Source organism: Oceanobacillus massiliensis str. N'diop, from assembly GCF_000285495.1.
GTDB lineage: Bacteria > Bacillota > Bacilli > Bacillales > Amphibacillaceae > Oceanobacillus > Oceanobacillus massiliensis.
In genome coordinates this window covers 415,744-434,818 of the sequence record NZ_HE610976.1, presented here as the reverse complement: position 1 = coordinate 434,818, position 19,075 = coordinate 415,744, and the positions used below count along the sequence as shown (strand labels likewise).

At 42.6% G+C, this 19,075-nt stretch carries 15 protein-coding genes and 1 pseudogene; 12 read left to right on the top strand and 4 right to left on the bottom strand.

All coding sequences use genetic code 11. From position 1 onward, the window contains the following. Nucleotides 1-1,408 precede the first annotated feature (1,408 nt). From OMHG_RS02240 to OMHG_RS02225, 4 genes are all read left to right on the top strand, one after another. Nucleotides 1,409-2,260, top strand: a complete 852-nt coding sequence (locus tag OMHG_RS02240) for an ABC transporter ATP-binding protein (RefSeq protein WP_044476740.1) — start codon at nt 1,409-1,411, stop codon at nt 2,258-2,260. After that, nucleotides 2,261-3,121 (top strand): ABC transporter permease, encoded by an 861-nt coding sequence (locus OMHG_RS02235; RefSeq protein WP_010647945.1) that lies wholly within the window; start codon nt 2,261-2,263, stop codon nt 3,119-3,121. It abuts the gene before it with no gap. Nucleotides 3,122-3,139: 18 nt separating this feature from the next. After that, a complete protein-coding gene (locus OMHG_RS02230; protein ID WP_010647944.1) occupies nt 3,140-4,144 on the top strand; it encodes an ABC transporter substrate-binding protein in 1,005 nt (334 codons plus the stop codon). 73 nt (nt 4,145-4,217) lie between these two features. Continuing rightward, nucleotides 4,218-5,393 (top strand): amidase, encoded by a 1,176-nt coding sequence (locus OMHG_RS02225; RefSeq protein WP_010647943.1) that lies wholly within the window; start codon nt 4,218-4,220, stop codon nt 5,391-5,393. Between the two features lie 66 nt (nt 5,394-5,459). Here OMHG_RS02225 and allB read toward each other — a convergent pair whose 3' ends face one another. Genes allB through OMHG_RS02210 form a run of 3 tightly spaced genes read right to left on the bottom strand, consistent with a single transcriptional unit; the run spans nt 5,460 to nt 9,346 of the window. Continuing rightward, a complete protein-coding gene (allB, locus tag OMHG_RS02220) occupies nt 5,460-6,803 on the bottom strand; it encodes an allantoinase AllB (protein WP_010647942.1) in 1,344 nt (447 codons plus the stop codon). A 42-nt stretch (nt 6,804-6,845) separates the two neighbouring features. Next, nucleotides 6,846-8,096 (bottom strand): pyridoxal-phosphate-dependent aminotransferase family protein, encoded by a 1,251-nt coding sequence (locus OMHG_RS02215; protein WP_010647941.1) that lies wholly within the window; start codon nt 8,094-8,096, stop codon nt 6,846-6,848. Then, entirely contained in the window at nt 8,096-9,346 is a 1,251-nt protein-coding gene (locus tag OMHG_RS02210) for a Zn-dependent hydrolase (RefSeq protein WP_010647940.1), read from the bottom strand. The genes OMHG_RS02215 and OMHG_RS02210 overlap by 1 nt, the downstream gene beginning before the upstream one ends. 285 nt (nt 9,347-9,631) lie before the next feature. Between OMHG_RS02210 and uraD the strand changes: the two genes are divergently transcribed. From uraD to uraH, 3 genes are read left to right on the top strand one after another with little or no spacing between them, the layout of a single operon-like run. After that, the gene (uraD, locus tag OMHG_RS18900; protein WP_237566143.1) at nt 9,632-10,153 is read left to right on the top strand and encodes a 2-oxo-4-hydroxy-4-carboxy-5-ureidoimidazoline decarboxylase; all 522 of its coding nucleotides are present in this window, start codon (nt 9,632-9,634) and stop codon (nt 10,151-10,153) included. After that, complete coding sequence (gene pucL, locus OMHG_RS02200; RefSeq protein WP_010647938.1) at nt 10,134-11,114, top strand: factor-independent urate hydroxylase; 981 nt, start codon at nt 10,134-10,136, stop codon at nt 11,112-11,114. Before uraD ends, pucL begins: the two co-directional genes overlap by 20 nt. 14 nt (nt 11,115-11,128) lie before the next feature. Continuing rightward, the gene (gene uraH, locus OMHG_RS02195) at nt 11,129-11,485 is read left to right on the top strand and encodes a hydroxyisourate hydrolase (RefSeq protein WP_010647937.1); all 357 of its coding nucleotides are present in this window, start codon (nt 11,129-11,131) and stop codon (nt 11,483-11,485) included. A 177-nt stretch (nt 11,486-11,662) separates the two neighbouring features. On the opposite strand, the gene OMHG_RS02190 is transcribed toward uraH, so the two are convergent. Next, nucleotides 11,663-13,294, bottom strand: coding sequence for a PucR family transcriptional regulator (locus OMHG_RS02190; RefSeq protein WP_010647936.1), 1,632 nt, complete (start codon nt 13,292-13,294; stop codon nt 11,663-11,665). A gap of 484 nt (nt 13,295-13,778) precedes the next feature. Here OMHG_RS02190 and OMHG_RS02185 point away from each other — a divergent pair, with 484 nt between their 5' ends. The 5 genes and pseudogenes from OMHG_RS02185 to OMHG_RS18895 all read left to right on the top strand — a co-directional run. Then, nucleotides 13,779-14,774 (top strand): TRAP transporter substrate-binding protein, encoded by a 996-nt coding sequence (locus OMHG_RS02185; protein ID WP_010647935.1) that lies wholly within the window; start codon nt 13,779-13,781, stop codon nt 14,772-14,774. A gap of 113 nt (nt 14,775-14,887) precedes the next feature. Then, nucleotides 14,888-15,343, top strand: coding sequence for a TRAP transporter small permease (locus OMHG_RS02180; RefSeq protein ID WP_237566125.1), 456 nt, complete (start codon nt 14,888-14,890; stop codon nt 15,341-15,343). Then, entirely contained in the window at nt 15,324-16,589 is a 1,266-nt protein-coding gene (locus tag OMHG_RS02175; protein ID WP_010647933.1) for a TRAP transporter large permease, read from the top strand. Before OMHG_RS02180 ends, OMHG_RS02175 begins: the two co-directional genes overlap by 20 nt. A 299-nt stretch (nt 16,590-16,888) precedes the next feature. Further along, the gene (locus OMHG_RS02170) at nt 16,889-18,304 is read left to right on the top strand and encodes a hypothetical protein (protein WP_010647932.1); all 1,416 of its coding nucleotides are present in this window, start codon (nt 16,889-16,891) and stop codon (nt 18,302-18,304) included. A gap of 605 nt (nt 18,305-18,909) precedes the next feature. After that, nucleotides 18,910-19,059, top strand: a pseudogene (locus OMHG_RS18895) (3-hydroxyacyl-CoA dehydrogenase); the annotation flags it as partial. Nucleotides 19,060-19,075 lie beyond the last annotated feature (16 nt).

Sequence of the window (19,075 nt, the reverse complement as noted above, 5' to 3'; positions counted from 1 at the left end):
ATAAAGAAAGCAGTTAGTAAACCCGATAACAGCAACGGCCGATTTCCGCTCCGGGCAGTCGCTTTCCGCGGGCAACGCTTCAGCTTCCTCGTAAGAAACCCACTTCCTGCGGGATCTTCAGCTGTTGCTTTTCCCTACCTCCTTGGTTTCTACCAATCATTTCAAATTATTTAAGGATTTATTAAAATACAATCGAATATAAAAAAACTCAATAAATACGATAACTGCTTAGGCCGATTTCCACTCCGGGCAGTAGCTTTCCGCGGGCAACGCTTCAGCTTCCTCAGAAGCAAAACCGGCTTCTTGCGGGATCTTCACCTGTTGCTTTTCCCGCTGGAGTCGACTGCCCTACGCTCCAATCCATCAGCTTCATAATCGAATCAGTAATTTGATTCAGAAAACTAAATCTTAGCGGAGGAAATACACGGAGACTCCTGCGGGAAAGCGAAGACGATAAGACCCCACAGAGAGCGAACTTTGCGAGCGAGGAGGCTTAGCGCGAGCCCGCGGAAAGCGCAGTGTATTTCCGGAGTGGAGATTACCACAATATAATTTCTATAAACAATTGACAGAACAGCATAGAAATGAGGAAATTCACTTTGGCTTTTTTGTCTTCAGAAAAAAGCGAAGACGCTAAGACCCCACTAGATGCACCTGCATCTTCGCAGTATGCTTTCTCGGTGCAAGGAAACATAGAAGCAATCGCAAGTAGTACCCTGGCTTAGCGCGAGCCCGCGAAAAGCACAGTGTATTTCCGGAGTGGGGATTACCACACCATAATTTCTATAAATAATTGACAGAGCAGCATAGAGATGGGGAAATTCACTTTGGCTATTTTGTCTTTAGAATATACGGTGACGCTAAGACCCCACTTGATGTACCTGCGTCTACCAGTAATGCTTCGAAGCTGGCTTCCTCGGTGCAAGGGAGCACAGGAGTAATCGCAAGTAGTGCCCTGGCTTAGCACGAGCCCGTGGAAAGCGAAGTATATTTCAGGAGCGGAAATCGGCCGTTATCTCAAAATTTATATGCTATATGTCATGAACAGCAATCTTTTAGAAACAGCATATAAAAAAGAATGCAGCAGAAAAAGTGAAATCAAAATTGGTTTCACTTTTTCTTTTGTGCTTTTTAAAATAATAATCATTTTTTCGCAGGATAACGCTAATTAATTAAGTGAAGAGACAGCTCTCGCACATAATCACCTGCAACATAAGGCAAGGCGGTCCCGCACGAAAGCTAGTAACCGTATGATAAACATAACGAATCTTCTTATGTGAAGATTACTAACATCTGATTATATATTTTGTACAAATTGCCATTAGAAGTTCATCGATATTAACTAATGACATTTGTGAGCTTATAAATTAGTATGGATAAAAATAAAAATAATCTGAATTATTGCGTGATGAAGTTTTACAAGCATGCAGCTAACGGTTTTAAAATTGTTCTGGAAAGGAAGATAACGATGCATACAACCGAAGAAACAGTCGTTTCATTTAGACGTGTCAGCAAAATCTTCAACAAGAAGATAATGGCATTGCAGAATTTTGATCTGGAAGTGAAAGATGGTGAGTTTATCAGTTTTCTTGGCCCTTCCGGATGCGGAAAATCGACAGCATTACGCATGGTTGCCGGTCTTGAGAAGGCGTCTGAAGGTGAAGTGCAGGTCTTTAATGAACAGCCGAAAGAGGTAATAAGCAATACGAATGATGTTGCTTTTGTTTTCCAGGATGCTAACTTGCTGCCATGGCGAAATGTTTTGGACAATGTCGTCCTTCCGCTTGAGCTGAGGGGAGAAAATAAACAGGAAAGCAGAGATAAAGCGATTGATGTCCTTGAAAAGGTGGGATTGAAGGGCCATCTGAAGTCCTATCCAAGGCAGCTGTCGGGCGGGATGAAGATGAGAGTATCGATTGCACGTGCCTTGGCTGCCAAGCCTAAAATGCTGCTTATGGATGAACCTTTTGGAGCGTTGGATGAAATGACAAGACAAACCTTGCAAATGGATCTTCTGCATATATGGGAAAGGGAGAAAACAACTATCCTTTTTGTAACACATAATGTCTATGAAGCGGCATTGCTTTCATCGCGCATCGCTGTTATGACTGCTGGCCCAGGCAGATTGTCGGCGTTGATAGACGTCGATCTTCCGCGGCCTCGTGAATTGAGTATCCGAACTTCGAACGAGTTTATGAAATATGTTGAAACAGCATCAAATCATCTGGAAAATGGATCAATCGGAAGGGAGCTGGGATAAATGACGATGCAAACAGCGGAAGTGACCAAGCAAACAACTGTAGTTAACGACGTTGAGAAGGAGCAGAATCGATTATGGCTTATTTTCAAAGGGAACCTTCTTGGTCCTATCATTGCTTTTATCCTTTTCATTGCTATATGGCAAATCCTTCCGACTGTGCTTGGGCTGGAACACTATATTCTGCCCACGCCTATAGACGTTGTGAATGCAGCGGTTGAAGATTGGGCATTGCTATGGCCTGCCGTTCAAATAACGATATTGGAATCTGTAATTGGATTTTTCCTGAGTGCTGTTCTGGGAATTGGTATTACCATCCTTTTAGCGAGCTCAAAAGTTCTGGAAAAGAGCATTTATCCATATGCGATCGTTTTACAAACGATTCCTGTTGTTGCCGTAGCTCCGATTGTAGTCATTTGGTTTGGAGCGGGATTGAATTCCATTGTCATCCTGTCTTTTCTCGTCGGATTTTTTCCGATCATTTCCAATACCTTAATGGGATTAAATTCAGTCGATAAAAATATGGATGAGTTATTTACTTTATATAATGCTTCCAAATGGCAAAAGATGTGGAAGCTGAGAATCCCGGCAGCAATGCCGTTCATCATGGCCGGGTTAAAGGTATCCTGTACATTATCGATTATCGGTGCGATTGTTGGTGAATATGTTGCAGGGATCGGCGGTGGAAGGGGTGGATTGGGATATTCTATAACGGTTGCCGCCATTCAGGTAAAAACTCCATATTTATTCGCTTGTGGAATTGCTGCTGCCATATTAGGGATAGGATTCTATCTGCTTATAAGTCTATTTTCGCATCTCATGCTCAAGTCCTGGCATGAATCAGCTATGAAACAAGAAAAATAAAAATTTGGAGGTTGAAAAATGTTAGGGCATTCGAATGTTAAAGCGAAAATCATATGCCTCTGTTTAACCATAGTTGTATTACTTGGAGCATGCAGTGGGCAGGAAAGCAATGGCGCAACTGAAGACGGTGAATTCAATGATTCCGTTAAATTGGTTTTAAACTGGTTTCCTAAAAGTCAGCATGGTGGTGCATATGCAGCACAGGAAAATGGGATCTATGAGGAGAATGGTCTTGATGTAACGTTGGAGCCTGGTGGTCCGCAAGTTTCGCCTATCCAAATCGTTGCTTCTGGAAAAGCAGAGTTTGGCCTTGCGCACGCAGATCAATTGGTAATGGCAAGAAACGAGGGAATCGAACTTGTTTCTGTGGCGGCGACAATGCAAGGCAGTCCCCAGGCCCTAATGTTCCATGAAGGTCATGGAGTGGAGGATTTCAGTGATTTAAATGGAAGACAGGCTTTCATACAACCCGGTATCCCGTACTGGCAATATTTAAAAAACAGCTATGATTTAAGCGGGGTTGAAGAGCTGTCCTATAGCGGTGAATATTCTATCTTTATGCAGGATCCGGAAGTTGTCAGCCAATCGTTTGTTACCTCTGAACCGTATTTCATGGAGCTTGAAGGTATAGCAACGGAAACACTGTTAATCTCTGAGTCCGGTTATGACCCATACAATATTGTTCTATTTACAACAAAAGAATATATCGAAGAAAATGAGGAAACGGTTAAACGTTTTGTCGATTCCTATTTGGATGGTTGGTATAGCTACCAGGATTCACCGGATACGATTCATGAAGTCATTAATGAAGCTAATCCAGAGATTGAACTGGAAGCATTGGAATTTGAAGAGGAGACCCAGCGTGAATTTATCTTTGGAGGAGAAGCCGAACAGAATGGTGTTGGCTATATGACTGAAGAACGCTGGCAGCTGTTGATTGACCAGCTGCTGGAACTGGAAATGCTGGATGAGGAATTTGACCCGAATGAAATATTTACAACAGAGTTCCTGCCAGAAAATTAATCGGAAGCAGATATAGGGATTTATTCATTGGTTAAAATGATCGGTATATTGATTAACTATTAGGAGGGTGTAAATGAAGGACCTTTACCATGCATATGTAAACAAAGACCTTACAGTTGATCCAAGTGGGCATTCCCTGTTGGATGGGTTAACTTTTTCTGTGAAAGATGTTATCGCAATAAAGGGGCATACCAATGGTGCCGGCAATCCGGATTGGCTGGCATCACATGACGAGGCTGGCCGCCATGCACCAGTGATTGAGAGGCTTCTGCAGCATGGTGCGAGGCTGCATGGTGTCACACATACCGACGAGATTATGTATAGCTTAAATGGTGAAAATTATCATTACGGGACACCAGTAAATCCGAAAGCGCCGGACCGGATTCCTGGCGGCTCATCAAGTGGTTCAGCTGTAGCGGTATCAGGTGGATCGGTTGATTTTGCTTTAGGTACAGATACAGGCGGTTCAGTTCGGATCCCTTCCGCCTATTGCGGTATCTTCGGTTTCCGGCCAACACATGGTGCAATGTCAATGGAAGGAGTAATTCCTCTGGCACAAAGCTTTGATACGATTGGCTGGATGGCCCGCAGTCCAGCCATTATGCGCAAAGTTGGCAATGCACTCCTTGATGAAGCGGATCAAAATGATGCGGGGAAAACCGAATTTATTTTCTTGAAGCAGGCATGGGAGTTTTTGGATGAAGATACAAGTAACGTATTATCGGCATTTACACCGATTTTTGAAAAGCTTGGAAGTAAATCGATAGCATCTGCGAGTTTAAGTGATTGGGCGAATGCATTCAGATATATACAAGGAATAGAAATCTGGCAGGAGCACGGCAAGTGGATCAGGCAGACACGACCTGCGTTTGGTCCGGATATTGCCGCCCGTTTTGAATGGGCGAGTACATTGAATAAGGATGGCGCTGAGAAGGAATTCGAATTAAGGAAAGAACTCTGGAAGACGCTTGCAGAGGAATTGGGAAACAATGGTGTCTTTGTCATCCCAACTACTCCTGGAACTGCACCAAAATTGAATTTGGCAAGCAAAGAGCTGGAGGAACGCCGAAATAAGACTATGCAGCTTACTTGTATTGCCGGATTGGCCGGATTACCGCAAGTAACCATCCCGGCTGCTGAAATCGATGGAATGCCAGTCGGACTGTCGATAATCGCTAACCGTAATCAGGATCGACGTTTATTGATGCTGGTCGAGAAGATATTTGAGACAATCGCTGCAAAGAAGTGAAGTAAGGCATCAGAGGCTCAAGCAATAATAGATTGCCTGAGCCTTGTTGTTAGAGTATCTGCCATTCTATCCTCGCAGCCATTTTCCTTTTCCTGTATTTTTGGTATCTTTGTCAGCTTGATAGATGGGTGTTCCACGGTTTATTGTTCCAATTATCCTGCAGGGAAATGTATGATCCATGTAAAGGCTTTGTTTATGTCTGGAAAATAGGTTTTCTGCAGTTACAGTATGTGCTTGATCCAAGGAGATAATGGCTAAATCTGCATCCATCCCGACACGTATCTCTCCTTTATCAGCTAAATGAAACCGTTTTGCCGGATTAGATGCGGTCCACTTTGCAATACGTTCAAAAGGAATATCATGTTTTATCGCCAATTCAATCATGGACAATAACGTGAATTGTCCGCCATTGATTCCTCCCCAGGCTTTCCTTAAGCTGAAATTAGCTGGGTCTTTCAGTTCTGGCGGACATGGTGAGTGGTCGGAAGTAATCATATCGATTTTGTCTTCCAGTAGTGATTCTATCAGTCTCCTGTTTTCTCGTTCATCGCGCAATGGCGGGGCGCATTTTGCTGCTGCTCCTTTTGTTTCCAGATCTGACATGGTACATAGCAAATAATGGGGGCAGGTTTCGAGTGTAACATCCATTCCCTGCTGTTTTGCTTTTGTAATGATCTGGACAGATTGAGCACTGCTGATATGTACAAAGTGAAGTGGGCAATTGGTTATCTTGGCAAAGGAGAGTGCACGCTGCACAGCTTCTGCTTCTGCTTCTATTGGTCTGGTAGCGGCGAAAGAAGCGGCATCATCTCCCGTGATTTCCCCTTCCAAAAATTTTATGATTGCAGTGCTTTCAGAATGTAGTGCAAGAATTTTTCCAGTTTCTGCAATCCGCTTCATGCCTTTCAGCAATATGGCATCATCCACATGTTCAAACGCTTCATTTCCGCTTGGAGAGAGAAAGGCTTTAAAGCCGATAACACCTTTTTGGGCAAGATGGTGAATCTCCTCCAGATTTCCTGGGACAAGCCCTCCCCAGAGCCCGAAGTCGATTAATGATTTATTTTCTGCTATTTCTGCCTTTTGTTTCAATGCATCGACTGTAACAGTGGAAGGTATACCATTAAGCGGCATATCGAAGTAAGTGGTGCAGCCGCCGGCACCCAACATCGCCGATCCGGTATGGAACCCTTCCCAGTCTTCATGTCCCGGTTCATTGAAATGGACATGGATATCAATGGCACCTGGAAAGATGTAATGATTATCGGCATGGATGACGCGATCTGCCTTGTTTTGCAAATCTTTTTCCACTGCTGAAAATTTTCCATTGGTGACCCCGATATCCAGCTTTCTGACACCGGTTGGCAGCACAACATTTCCATTTTTAATAATGGTATCAAAATGTTCCATCAATCATCTCTCCTTTCCTTTCCTTTCCTTTCCTTTCTATGATTAGTTTACTAGGGCCTCTTTTTCCTGTGCCTCGTATTCATCCATTGCTGCCTGGAGTGCCTTGCCGATCTTTACGGGTACATGATGCCTGATTAATACGGCCTCAAGTGCAGCTAATGCAAACAAGATATTTTCTTTTCGGCAGCTGTATCCCATTGTTCCGATTCGCCAAATTTTCCCCTGAAGCGGGCCAAATGAACTGGCGATTTCAATTCCAAATTCATTAAGCAGCATCTTTCTGACAGATTCCCCATCCACTCCGGGGGGGATTAGTACACAGGTGACTGTCGGCAGCTTGGAAGCCTCGTTTCCGAAGATCGATAAACCCATTGCTTTAATTCCGGAAATCAGTGCCTGTTCATGCCGCTTATGGCGCAAGAACCGTTCCTCCAGCCCTTCTTCCAGTACAATCCGCAAGCCTTCATGGAGTGCATAGAGCATCGTGGTTGCTTCTGTATGGTGGTTGAGCCTTCTAGGCCCCCAATAATCCTGCAGCATACTAATATCAAAGTAATTGCTCTTAATGAAAGGTCTGCGGCCAGTCTGTCTGCGATCTGCTTCCGTCTCAATTCCTTTCTCCACTTTTTTTCTCGCGGCAATGACTTTTTCAATCCTGTTATTATAAGTTATCGGCGCCATACCGGATGGAACGGACAAACATTTCTGAGTGCCCCCGACAACGCCATCAAGGTACCATTCATCAGCTCTGACAGGAGTGCCGCCAATGGAAGCGACGGCATCAACAATAAATAATATATCCTGTTCCCGGCATGCCCTGCCGATTTCCTCGAGGGACTGCATCTGGCCGGTTGAGGTTTCACCGTGGACAATGGCTGTGATTTTTGGTGAAATCTTTTTCATTTCCTGAATGATGTCAGAAGGGGAGAATACCTCCCCCCAGGGGCATTCCATCGTATGCACGTCCGCACCATATCTTTCACAGATTTCCAGGAGCAAATGACCGAATCTGCCGTAAATGGGAATGAGTACTTTATCTCCCGGTTCAATAATGCTGCAAAGCAGTGCTTCCACTCCCGATCTTGACGTGCCATCGACCGGGAATGCCCAATCATTCTTCGTTTGGAATACCTTTCGAAGCATCTGCATGACCCGGTCCATAATGGTTGTGAAGGCTGGATCAAATTGCCCAAGTATAGGTGTTCCCATAGCCCGGAGAACTCGCGGGTCCACTTCTACTGGGCCGGGTGTCATGATTGTTCGGCTCGGTGTACTTAGTTCTCTATAGGTCATCATATCTCTCCTCCCTGATAGGCTAGCTTATATAGAAATGCAGTCAGCAATTCAACACCTTTTTCCAAATCCTTGTTAAGTGTCTGTTCCAGTGGTGAATGACTGATGCCATCCACACTTGGAACAAACAAGAGAGCGGTTGGACAGAAGCTTCCAAAAACTTGGGAATCATGGCCGGCACCGCTAGTTAATTCATGATGGGAGATACCTTTTTCGCTGGCAGTGAGTCGGGCTATATTCAATAGATTCTCATCCATTTTTACCGAATCAGCTTGAAACCATTGTCTTACATTTATCATTGTTCCTGACTTGCCAGCTATGTCCTTGAAATAGCGGAACAGCTCATCGCAGAATTGTTCCAAGTATGCTGTATCATGGTGGCGGACGTCCAGTGAAAATTCGGTTTTTCCGGCGATAACGTTCGATACATTTGGACTGGCTGTAATACTGCCAACGGTTGCACGGAGGCCGGGATCTGCCTTTCCTGCCTTCTCGGTAATATGTGCAATTAGTCCTGCTGCAATCGACAATGCATCTTTCCGGTCATGCATGGGGGTTGTACCCGCGTGATTGCTCTCCCCTTGTACTGTGATTGTGAAACGTTTCTGTCCAACTATATGGCTGACAAGCCCAATTGATTTTGCGGCTTTTTCGAGAATGCTGCCTTGTTCAATGTGTATTTCAACAAAGCAGCCAATGTCTGTTCTGGAAGTAGGCTTGTAATGCTCTGGGCTAAATCCGGAAATTTTCATTGCCTCCAATAAGGAGACCCCATCTTCATCTCTGACTGCAGCGGCGTCATCCAACGTGTATTCACCCGTTATATTCCGAGATCCCCAGTAGGAAATCGGAAATCTGCTGCCTTCTTCTTCGCATAAGGAAACTACTTCCATTGTATGCTTGGGTTCGCCGTACTTTTTGAATAATCTTTGTACTGCAATCAGGCTCGCAATCACACCATAGGCGCCATCGAATTTGCCGCCATCCACCACGGTATCCACATGGGATCCTGTTAATATAATGGGAGCCGTTTTATCCTTGCCTTCTACCCGTCCGAATAAATTCCCCACATTATCATAATAGGCTTGGAACCCGGATTTTTCCATGAAAGTTTTCAATGCTTCCTGTGCCTCCAGCCAGGAGGAAGTGTAAAGTAAGCGTGTAACCCCGTCGTTCTTTGTCTGCCCAAATTTGCTTAGCCATTGGACCATCTCAAGAGTGTTAGGGAATGGTGAAAAATCCATACTCATTAAATATACCTCCCAAGGAAGTCATTTATTTTCAATTTTAAAAATAATGAATATCCTTTATAGTACTAAATCAATGGCTGGATGACATTGTTTAAAATGTAGTTTTTTATGGAAATATTTGTACAAAACAACCAATTCATCAACGAAACTAACTACATTCCTTAGATAACTTACCCAATGCGCATTTAAAAATTTGTATATTTTGAATAATGACAATTAAAAGGGTTGTGTTTATCATATAATGTAAGGTAACTTAACATCAAGTGAAGGGGGTATGCTTGCTTGGTGAATTTGCAATTATTAAATCAAATGAGCGAACAGGATTTTATTGATACACTTGGTGAGATTTATGAGCGCGCAGCATGGGTTGCTGCAGGGGCAGCTGATTCTAGGCCATTTAAGTCGATTGATTCGCTTCATCAGTCAATGGCTAAAGTAGTCCAAGGCGAAACAAAAGGGAAAAAGCTAGAACTGATACGAGCACATCCCAATCTGGGGGATTCCATGGAAATGAGTGTGAAATCTCAGGAAGAGCAGCAAGGTGCTGGATTGAATGATCTTTCTCCAGAAGAATTGGAGAAGTTCAGGGCTATGAATCAACTTTATATGGACCAATTTGATTTCCCATTCATAATCGCTGTAAAAGGAAAAGATAAAAATACAATCTATCAGGCGATGGAAAAGCGTATCAGGCATTCATCAACTGAAGAATTTGAAACGGCTCTTCTGGAAATTCATCAAATAGCTTTCTACCGTTTGCAGGATAAAATCAGGGAGGAGAATACTTATGATCAATCATACAAATGAAAGAGCAATGTTTTATGGAAAAAAAGATGTCTTTGCATATCGAACCTATTTAAAGCCGCTTTCAGGTATAAGGAAAATACCAGAATCGGATTTTGCCGGGAGAAATAATATTATTTTTGGAATCAATGTCAGTGTCTCGGTCGGCGGCGAAGAGCTTCTTCCATCCTTTGCTGAGGGAGACAATTCAAAGGTCGTGGCGACGGACTCGATGAAAAACTTTATTCAAAGGCATCTTGGCAGTTATGATGGATCAACCATAGAGGGTTTCGTTTCCTATGTGTCCAAATCTTTTCTGGAAAGATATCCCCACTTTGAGAGTATTCAAATGACTGGGAAGGAAGTGCCTTTTAAATCGGTGAAAGCTATAACAGAACAAGGATTGAAGGAAAGCCCGCTTGTTTTTGACCATTCGAGAAACGAGTGTGCAGAGGCATCTGTTGCAATGAAACGCTATGGAGAAACAATCGAAATGAGAGATCAAAAAAGCGGCATTACTGGACTTCAGCTGATTAAAGTGAAAGGGAATTCTTTTGTTGGGTTTGTCCGTGATGAATATACAACATTGCCGGAAGACGGCAACAGGCCATTATTCATTTACTTAAATATATACTGGCGATATGCGGACGCGGAACAGGCATATGGAGAAGACCCGAATTTGTATGCTGCGGCTGAACAGATAAAGGATATTGCAGCCTCTGTATTCCATGAACTGGAAACTGCCTCGATTCAGCATCTTATCTATAAAATTGGCTGTCGGATCCTGCATCGTTTTCCGCAACTGAAGGATATTACCTTTGAATCGCAGAATCGTACGTGGGAGACAGTAGTGGAAGACATTGAGGGTTCAGAGGGTAAGGTATATACTGAGCCAAGACCGCCATACGGCTTTCAGATTTTCACCGTAACACAGGAGGATGCATTACAGGATATAGATAGTCTGGAAGAGCAAATCAGTAAATAGGAAGAGGGATATGTTTGGCATTAACGACACATATATTGGACCTGGCAGAGGGAATTCCGGCAGTGGATGTTCGTGTTGATTTATTTATATTGAGGGAGACCTCTGCTGAAAAGGAATTATTGAAAACGAGTCTGACAAATCATGATGGTCGTCTTGATATACCGCTTTTAATGGAGCCGGATGTAGAAGCGGCAGTATATGAACTTATCTTTTATATCGGAGATTATTTTCGCAGGAAAAACCCTGACCTGATCGAACCTCTCTTTTTAGATAAGGTGCCTGTCCGTTTTGGTATTAGTGACCCTGCAGCAAATTATCATGTTCCGCTGCTTGCTTCTCCGTGGGGATATCAGGTTTATCGCGGGAGTTAGCGTACGATGGCAGTAGCTGCTAGCTGCAACATTCACTCATCGTACTTGGCAAACAGATTGTCATTTGACCTTATAACGGGTGATTTCCTCCATCTCATCTGTTATGAATTCGGGTTTTCAGATGGAGGCTCCCCTGTGTACTTGAGGGGGAGGCAAGTGTCCGCATGATTTGTTTAGCTAAATATGTCCCTGCAAATTATGCTGGATCCGTAGTGCAAGCCGGAGACGAAATGTTGTTTCCGGGTCGCTCAGACTTTCCCCCTCAAGTAATTTTTCACATTTTTCCAATCGGTAAATAACAGTATTTCGATGGATATACAGCCGCTTGGCGGTTTCAGAGATACTTGAATGGTTTTCCAGGTAGACAAATAATGTATGTAATAAACTTTCATTATGAGAAGCTGGTCCAGTAAGGTTTTTTAAGGTGGACGCGTAAAACCTCTTTAATTCCTCAACAGGAATGATACGCAGCAGATCTGTCACATCTTTGGTTTGATAGGTTTGGATAAATCCGGATTTCCCAGAAATAATCCCACTTTGCAATGTGTCCGATGCTTCTGTATACGCATGTTCCACATCCATAAAATGCGGTGCAGCACTGCTGACCCCGAACGAAATATGCTTCTGAAAATGTGTGTAGATCTTTTTCTGCATGCTTGTCAATGCTGCAAGAATGGCCGGGTATATTTTTGAAGTACCCTCACTTACTTCCAGCAAGATAATGACAATGTCGTCATTGCTTAACATATGTGATGGAAAAGGCAAATCCAATAAATTCCCCTCAATAAATTCAAATATTGTGTCCATCTCTCTTTGGTGACTGGCAAAGCTGAGTGATTTCAGATCATTATCAATCCTTCCGGCGACACATACATAGGCTTGTTCATTGGCAAGGCCAAACTCCTTTGCACGGCTTTGAACCTCTGTACTGGATGAAAAATTCCCATTGAGATAATTGATAAAAAAGTCATTTTTTGCCCGTTGCTTTTGCTGCTTCAATGCCGTTTCCTTTATTAGCTCGAAGGCAATCACATTGGTTGCCTGTTTAATGGACAGAGCAACGCCAGTATCAGCATTCAGCATGTTCCCGCAAATGATCAGGAAACTGCGTTTTTTTTCTGTCATGTAAATAGGGAAAACAGCCAGGGTCTGATATTGGTCATGCTTCTCTTTAGGGATGATCGAAAAATAGGTGGATTCGGATTTCGGTAAAAATAAATGGTAACCGTTTAATAGAAGCAATTCCATTTTGTGATGTATATCTTCAGCCTCATGGGATGCACTGATAAGCTTTGCATGAGGATCCAGCAAAATCACAGGGTATGAAACCATTTTTGAAATCTCCTGCAACAATCGCTTCATTCCTTTCCCTGTCATTATATGCTGTGTGAACTTCTGATGGGATTGGATGGCATGACTCAGTTCATTGTTCCTGATATTGAGAATGATGCTAAGTGTTTGATTGGCGACATCACTTAAACTGACTTCGCTTGGCAGATCTATAAGGGGAAAATTATATTCCCTTGCAAGATGAATGGCATCGTCAGGGATTTCGTTGAGGAATCGCTTTGACTTAATGCCAATCCCGGCACAGCCAATCGTCGACATATACTGGATCAGCTCCAGGAGAAGAGAAATATCGTCTTTAAAATGGTAGGCAGTAGTGATCAGCAAGTCATTTTTCTGCAGAAATTCACTGATATCCGGGGCATCCATCATTTTTACATTTTGGATGGTTCTATCAACATCCCCAGTAACCAATTTGGCATCCTCAAGCAATGGCATTTGCAGCAGTTCGGAAATACGCATCAGCAACCCTCCTCAAATAGTACAATCTCTAAACAATCTATATTTTTGCATTATACTAAAAATTAAGGTGCCTGTCACTTCCCGGTTTTTGTAGAAAAATGTCGATTTGGATGGAGATAATCTCATATTCCCCTACCGAATCTTGTAAGAGAATCTAACATAGAAGTTATTTGACGGAAATAATAAATTTTTCTGAGAATTTTGTTTACAAACAATTTTATATTAGGTAATATATGTTTTAAACAAATGAGAGGTTGAAATCGCTATCATATTTTGTGTGCTTTTCTTTTCTTACGGATGTATATCGTAAAGAAGGATAGCAAAGGTTTATTTGAGTGAAATAGAAGTCGGCTGCAGCCTGCCTAAGCGCAGCTATTCTTCGTAAGGATCTCTAGGCTATTTTAAAGTAATAGTTTAGGAAAGATCTAAAATGGGCGTACTTGGCTGAACTATATAATCAGATGGTAATGGGGAGGTAATTTATTTGAAAAAGAGATTGGCTATGCTGTTTATCCTGTTGACTGTAATTTCGCTTTTGGCAGCATGTGGCGGTGAATCTGATGCAGATGGTGAAGAAGTATATACATTACAGGCAGGGCACTCATTGCCGGATGATCATCCCTATCAGCTAGCATTGCTGGAAATGGCTGAAAATGTGGAAGAAAGAACCGATGGAAGAGTGAAGATTGAAGTATTTCCTTACAGTGAGCTTGGGGCAGAGCGCGAATTAACAGAGGGTATGACATTGGGTACAGTGGATATCGTTGTATCGTCTACTGCACCTGTAACGAACTTTGTACCGGAATTGGCTGTATTGGACGCCCCGTTTATATTTAATGATCGTGAATCCGCTGTTAAAATCCTTGAAGGTGAAATTGGCGATGAACTCTTCGGTGCACTGGAAGAACAAGGGATTTTGGGCATGTCGTGGGGGGAGAATGGGTACCGGCACATTACAAACAGTACGCATCCAATAGAAAAACCTGAAGATCTAAATGGTGTAAAGATTCGTACGCAGGAAAACGAAATACACTTGGCAGCTTTTGAAGAGCTGGGGGCCCAGCCTACTCCAATGGCCTGGACTGAAGCACTGACAGCCCTTCAGCAGGGGGTTGTGGATGCCCAGGAAAATCCGGCCATTGTTGCAGACCAATATAGTCTGTTTGAAGCCAATCAAAAATATATGAGCTTAACAGGTCATGTATATTCCGTTGCAATCTTTATGATGAGCAAACAGACATATGATGAACTTCCAGAAGATTTGCAGGAAATTGTCCTGGAAGAAGGGCAGCGGATGGGTGCGGTTGAACGTGACATGATTATTGAGATGGAGAAGGAATCGATTGGAACATTGAAAGAGCAAGGGATGGAAATTATTGAAGACGTTGATGTGGCACCATTCCAGGAAGCTGTAGCACCGGTATATGATCTGGTTGAATATCAGGATCTATTAAATAGGATATTGGATGCTCAAAAATAAAATTATGTTTTACAGTTAGGGAGAAACAGGAGAGAGTTATTTTCTCCTGTTTCTCTATTCTTGATAGGGAGTGGGAAACAGTGCTACGTATAGTAAATTACATAAATTTTGGTATGAAACATATTCTTAATCTGATTATGGCTGTTTTGGTAGCTTCTACGTTTATGCAAGTCATCTACCGATTTTTTCTTCATAACCCTCTTGCATGGACAGAGGAATTGGCACGCTATTGTTTGATTGTCCTGACGTTCCTTGGGGCAGCCTATGCGATGTCATTAAAGCAGCACATCGGGATAGAATTTATAGTAGATAAATTTCCTGCAACCGGAAAGAAAGGATTGCAGACAATCGCATTTCTAATATGTTTGCTGTTTTATCTGCTGATGATTGTTCAGGGGTTAAACCTGGCAGACAGTGCGATGAACCAACTATCCCCCGTTCTTCGTATACCAATGGGGATTCTGTATATGGTCATTCCGCTTAGTGGTTTCCTGCTGGCGGTTAATCATCTTGCTAACTTCCTGGAAGCTATGAAGGGAGGCAGCGGGCATGACGATTCTATTGTTTAGTATCATGATCCTTCTGTTTTTTATAAATGTACCGATTGCAATTGCACTTGCGATGGCTGCTTCGATTATTTTTCTGATTCAGGGTGATGTGTCATTGGTTGTCATTATGCAGCGAATGTTTAATTCAGTCGACTCCTTCCCGCTGCTCGCTATTCCATTTTTTATCCTTGCAGGTAAGCTGATGGAAAGTGGTGGAATATCAAGAAGGCTGATTCATTTTGCCAATGTTATATTCGGAAGGGTCAATGGAGGACTTGCCATCGTATCCATTGCAGCCTGTGCTTTTTTTGCGGCGATTTCCGGATCGGCAGCAGCGACAACGGCAGCCGTTGGATCGATCCTTATTCCGGCAATGGTGAAAAAAGGTTACGATAAAAGCTTCTCTACTGCGGTACAGGCAGCAGGGGGGACAATTGGGGTTATGATTCCGCCGAGTGTTCCGCTTGTGCTGTACGGGGTGACTGCAGGCGTATCAATCAGTGATTTATTTATCGCCGGAATCATTCCAGGATTAATGGTGACAATTTCTCTGATGATTCTGGTCTACATCATCTCTCTTAAACAGGGCTATGGCGGGGGAGAAATATTTAGTTTTAAGGACCTTCTAAAGGCTTTTGCTGATGCGATCTTAGCTATCCTCATGCCAGTCATAATTTTAGGAGGGATATATGGTGGTGTATTCACTCCTACAGAGGCTGCTGTGGTAGCTGTAGTCTACGGTTTAATCGTAGGGATCTTTATTTACCGGGAAATCAGCATCAAAGATTTCCCGGATATATTTTCTTCCTCGGTTGTAACAAGTGCGGTAATTATGTTCATTATTGCTGGGGCATCTGTTTTCGGGTATTACTTGACAAGGGAAAGAGTGCCGCGCGAACTGGCGGAATTTATGCTCGGAATCACGGATAATTGGATTATCGCGTTATTGATCATCAACTTATTATTGCTGATCATTGGTACGTTTATCGAAACGTCTGCAGCAATTATTATAATGACACCCATCCTCGCACCGATTGCAGCTGCGCTCGGAATTGATCTGATCCATTTTGGTATCATCATGATTGTCAACCTTGCAATTGGGTTTATCACTCCGCCCGTTGGTGTGAACCTGTTTGTTGCTTCAAACATATCGAATACCAAGATTGAACATGTGATAAGGGCGATTATCCCATTTGTCCTGGTGATGGTCATCAGCTTATTGATCATCTCCTTTATGCCTGTGTTTAGCCTTCTGCTGGTTGATTAAGAAGAACGTGATGTTAGAAGTGTCTGCCTCTGCTCCTGCCTGTTAAAGGCAGTAAACCAGGGGCAGACACTGTTCTATACTGGCAAAAATCATCTATTCCCGGTTTTAGTGTATGATCATGCCCAGCTTGAGATAAGTTTTGGCTTTGGAGTTTACTGTTTATCTATGCAGGTTATGGAACCTCTTCGATAAGCGGTTTTCTGTTTCTTTCATTTTGCCCATGTCAACGAAATGGCTATAGACTTGAAGTGAATTTTGTGAAAAAATAAGAAATAAAACATCGTTTAGGAGCTATTATCATGAAGAAAGTCGTCCAATGGGGCTTGCCTATCTCGATCATTACCTTTACAGTATTGCATTTTGTTACCTACTTTAACGGAAATGAATTTTTACTTGATCTCCTGTCCATAAGCGGAATGGGGATTTTGTTATTTGCAGTCATTTTATATACACCGCCGAAAATAAAAATGCCATTCGGTCTTTTTATTGCCGGTCTGTTAATCATCACTTTTTCCGATTCCCATCTTATGGAGGGACTGATGGATGGTTTTCGGGAAATGCGCAATATGATTGGTTTGCTTGTCACTGTACCGATGATCAGCTGGGTGTTGCGGGAAGAGCCCTTTCTCGAAGCAATTATGGGATTTGGGCATCGTTTTCTGAACACTAGCAGGAAATTTTATTTCGGTATGATTTCGTTTACCCAGATTATTGCATATTTCCTCTTATTCGGATCCATATCGATGATGTACCAATTTGTGGATATGATTTTAAAAGATGAAAGCGGCGAGGCATGGGAGCATTTTAAAGGGACGGCTCTCCTTCGGGGATTCTCGCTTTCTGTCATGTGGGTGGTGAGCATTCCGAGTTTTGCATATGTTGTGGAATCGATGGGTGCCTCGCTTGGCGTCTCCATTATCCAAGGAATGTTTGTCTCTATCGCTGGAATCATGGTCGCGCTCCTTTTTTCAAAATTTGAAGAAAAAAGCTATGGGGTGGATTTGACCGCGGGACTCAAGACGGAAATAGAAGAACTGCTCAGCCACACTGCAGATAAGAAGCAAATGAACCGGATAGTTTTGGAATTTATGATTCTCTTTGTCTCCCTGTTCGGGTCGATTTTTATCCTGAGTTCTTTCGTCGAGATCGAATTGTTAATTCTGATACCTTTAGTTGTTATGGTCTGGATTTTAACCTATTATGTCAGTAAACGCCGACTCAATAAACTATTTGATTTAGCAAAGAAATATGTGCAGAAGGATATGGCTCATCAATCCTATCAGCTATGTGTCATGCTTGGTGCTGGGATTCTTATTTTTGCATTGAGCCATACTGAGTTTGCAAGTTTAATAGTTGATGGTATCTATTCCTTGCAAGAGGTACTCCCGTTCTTGAATGTCCTGTACTTTCTCCCATTTATGGTGATTATTCTGGGATTTTTTGGGCTTGGGCCGCTTACTGTAATGGTATTGGTTGCCGGAATTCTGGAATCCATATATCTCCCGTATCCGCCGGAGCTTATTGTGCTGGCAGTTACTTTGGGTAGTTCCATTTCCATACTTCTTTCGCCGATGATCATGCCAATCATTATGCTTAGCGGTGAAAATGGGCTTAGCGGATTTAAGAATGGGATCGGTTTCAACTGGAAATTCGGAGTCGTCATTTATTTAATGGTAATGGGCTATGTTCAGGTCAGGGTTTATATGGGATGGTAAAATAACGGATATGTGTATGAGCCAAGCCGATGCAGGGGATAACCTCTGCATTTTTTTGGAATGGCAAGAATCTATTAAACTTGGATGAAGTGTGAAAAGAAGCGGCATTCCCTTATCAAAGCTCAACTGCCACATTCCTGCTTGACATTGCATTTCCTACTATTTAAAATAAATGTAAACGATTTCAAAATATTCTTGCAGAAATTGATCTGTCCCTCCATTAAATAGGCTGTTAAGAAAAAAAGAGTTCATTAACATCACCTTGAAAATCCTCGTGTTCGATTAATAGCATCACTTTAAAATCAGCAAAATATAGCAAGTATCCATCAGCAGGATCTACCCATAAAAAGCAATCAGCTTTATCTTTTCAGTAAGCTATGAAACTAAAAAGACAGTTTGAGAAATCTATTGATTTATTTTATGTAAACCTTCTTTGACTATCCGAATAGGAAGAAGGCATGAATAAGCCGGTCTAAACTCAGTCCATAAAATGGGCCAAGGAACCAGCATAACCAATGCTGGACATAGCTTATTTAATGCGCATTCTTATATCGGAACCAAAATAGACTAAGGTTGGGGTGTATTTATGAACTGGAAAAAAGTTTAGAGCTGAGCTTGGGAACATTACTCCGTTTCTATCAAGATCCGGTAAGCCGGATGAATATGCCCAATTGGTTCAAAGTATAATTAAAAATACGATGCTGAATGGAGAAACCATTCGGCTGGACGGAGCGATTCGGATGCATCCTAAGTAAATAGGAGGAAAAGAGA

Bases quoted from the DNA above. Each gene is read 5' to 3' on its own strand.
- pucL (WP_010647938.1), top strand. From the start codon at position 10,134: ATGATCAATCATACAAATGAAAGAGCAATGTTTTATGGAAAAAAAGAT.
- OMHG_RS02170 (WP_010647932.1), top strand. From the start codon at position 16,889: ATGAAGAAAGTCGTCCAATGGGGCTTGCCTATCTCGATCATTACCTTT.
- OMHG_RS02235 (WP_010647945.1), top strand. From the start codon at position 2,261: ATGACGATGCAAACAGCGGAAGTGACCAAGCAAACAACTGTAGTTAAC.
- OMHG_RS02240 (WP_044476740.1), top strand. From the start codon at position 1,409: ATGAAGTTTTACAAGCATGCAGCTAACGGTTTTAAAATTGTTCTGGAA.
- allB (WP_010647942.1), bottom strand. From the start codon at position 6,803: ATGGAACATTTTGATACCATTATTAAAAATGGAAATGTTGTGCTGCCA.
- OMHG_RS02230 (WP_010647944.1), top strand. From the start codon at position 3,140: ATGTTAGGGCATTCGAATGTTAAAGCGAAAATCATATGCCTCTGTTTA.
- OMHG_RS02210 (WP_010647940.1), bottom strand. From the start codon at position 9,346: ATGAGTATGGATTTTTCACCATTCCCTAACACTCTTGAGATGGTCCAA.
- OMHG_RS02225 (WP_010647943.1), top strand. From the start codon at position 4,218: ATGAAGGACCTTTACCATGCATATGTAAACAAAGACCTTACAGTTGAT.
- OMHG_RS02215 (WP_010647941.1), bottom strand. From the start codon at position 8,096: ATGACCTATAGAGAACTAAGTACACCGAGCCGAACAATCATGACACCC.
- OMHG_RS02175 (WP_010647933.1), top strand. From the start codon at position 15,324: ATGACGATTCTATTGTTTAGTATCATGATCCTTCTGTTTTTTATAAAT.
- OMHG_RS02180 (WP_237566125.1), top strand. From the start codon at position 14,888: ATGAAACATATTCTTAATCTGATTATGGCTGTTTTGGTAGCTTCTACG.
- OMHG_RS02190 (WP_010647936.1), bottom strand. From the start codon at position 13,294: ATGCGTATTTCCGAACTGCTGCAAATGCCATTGCTTGAGGATGCCAAA.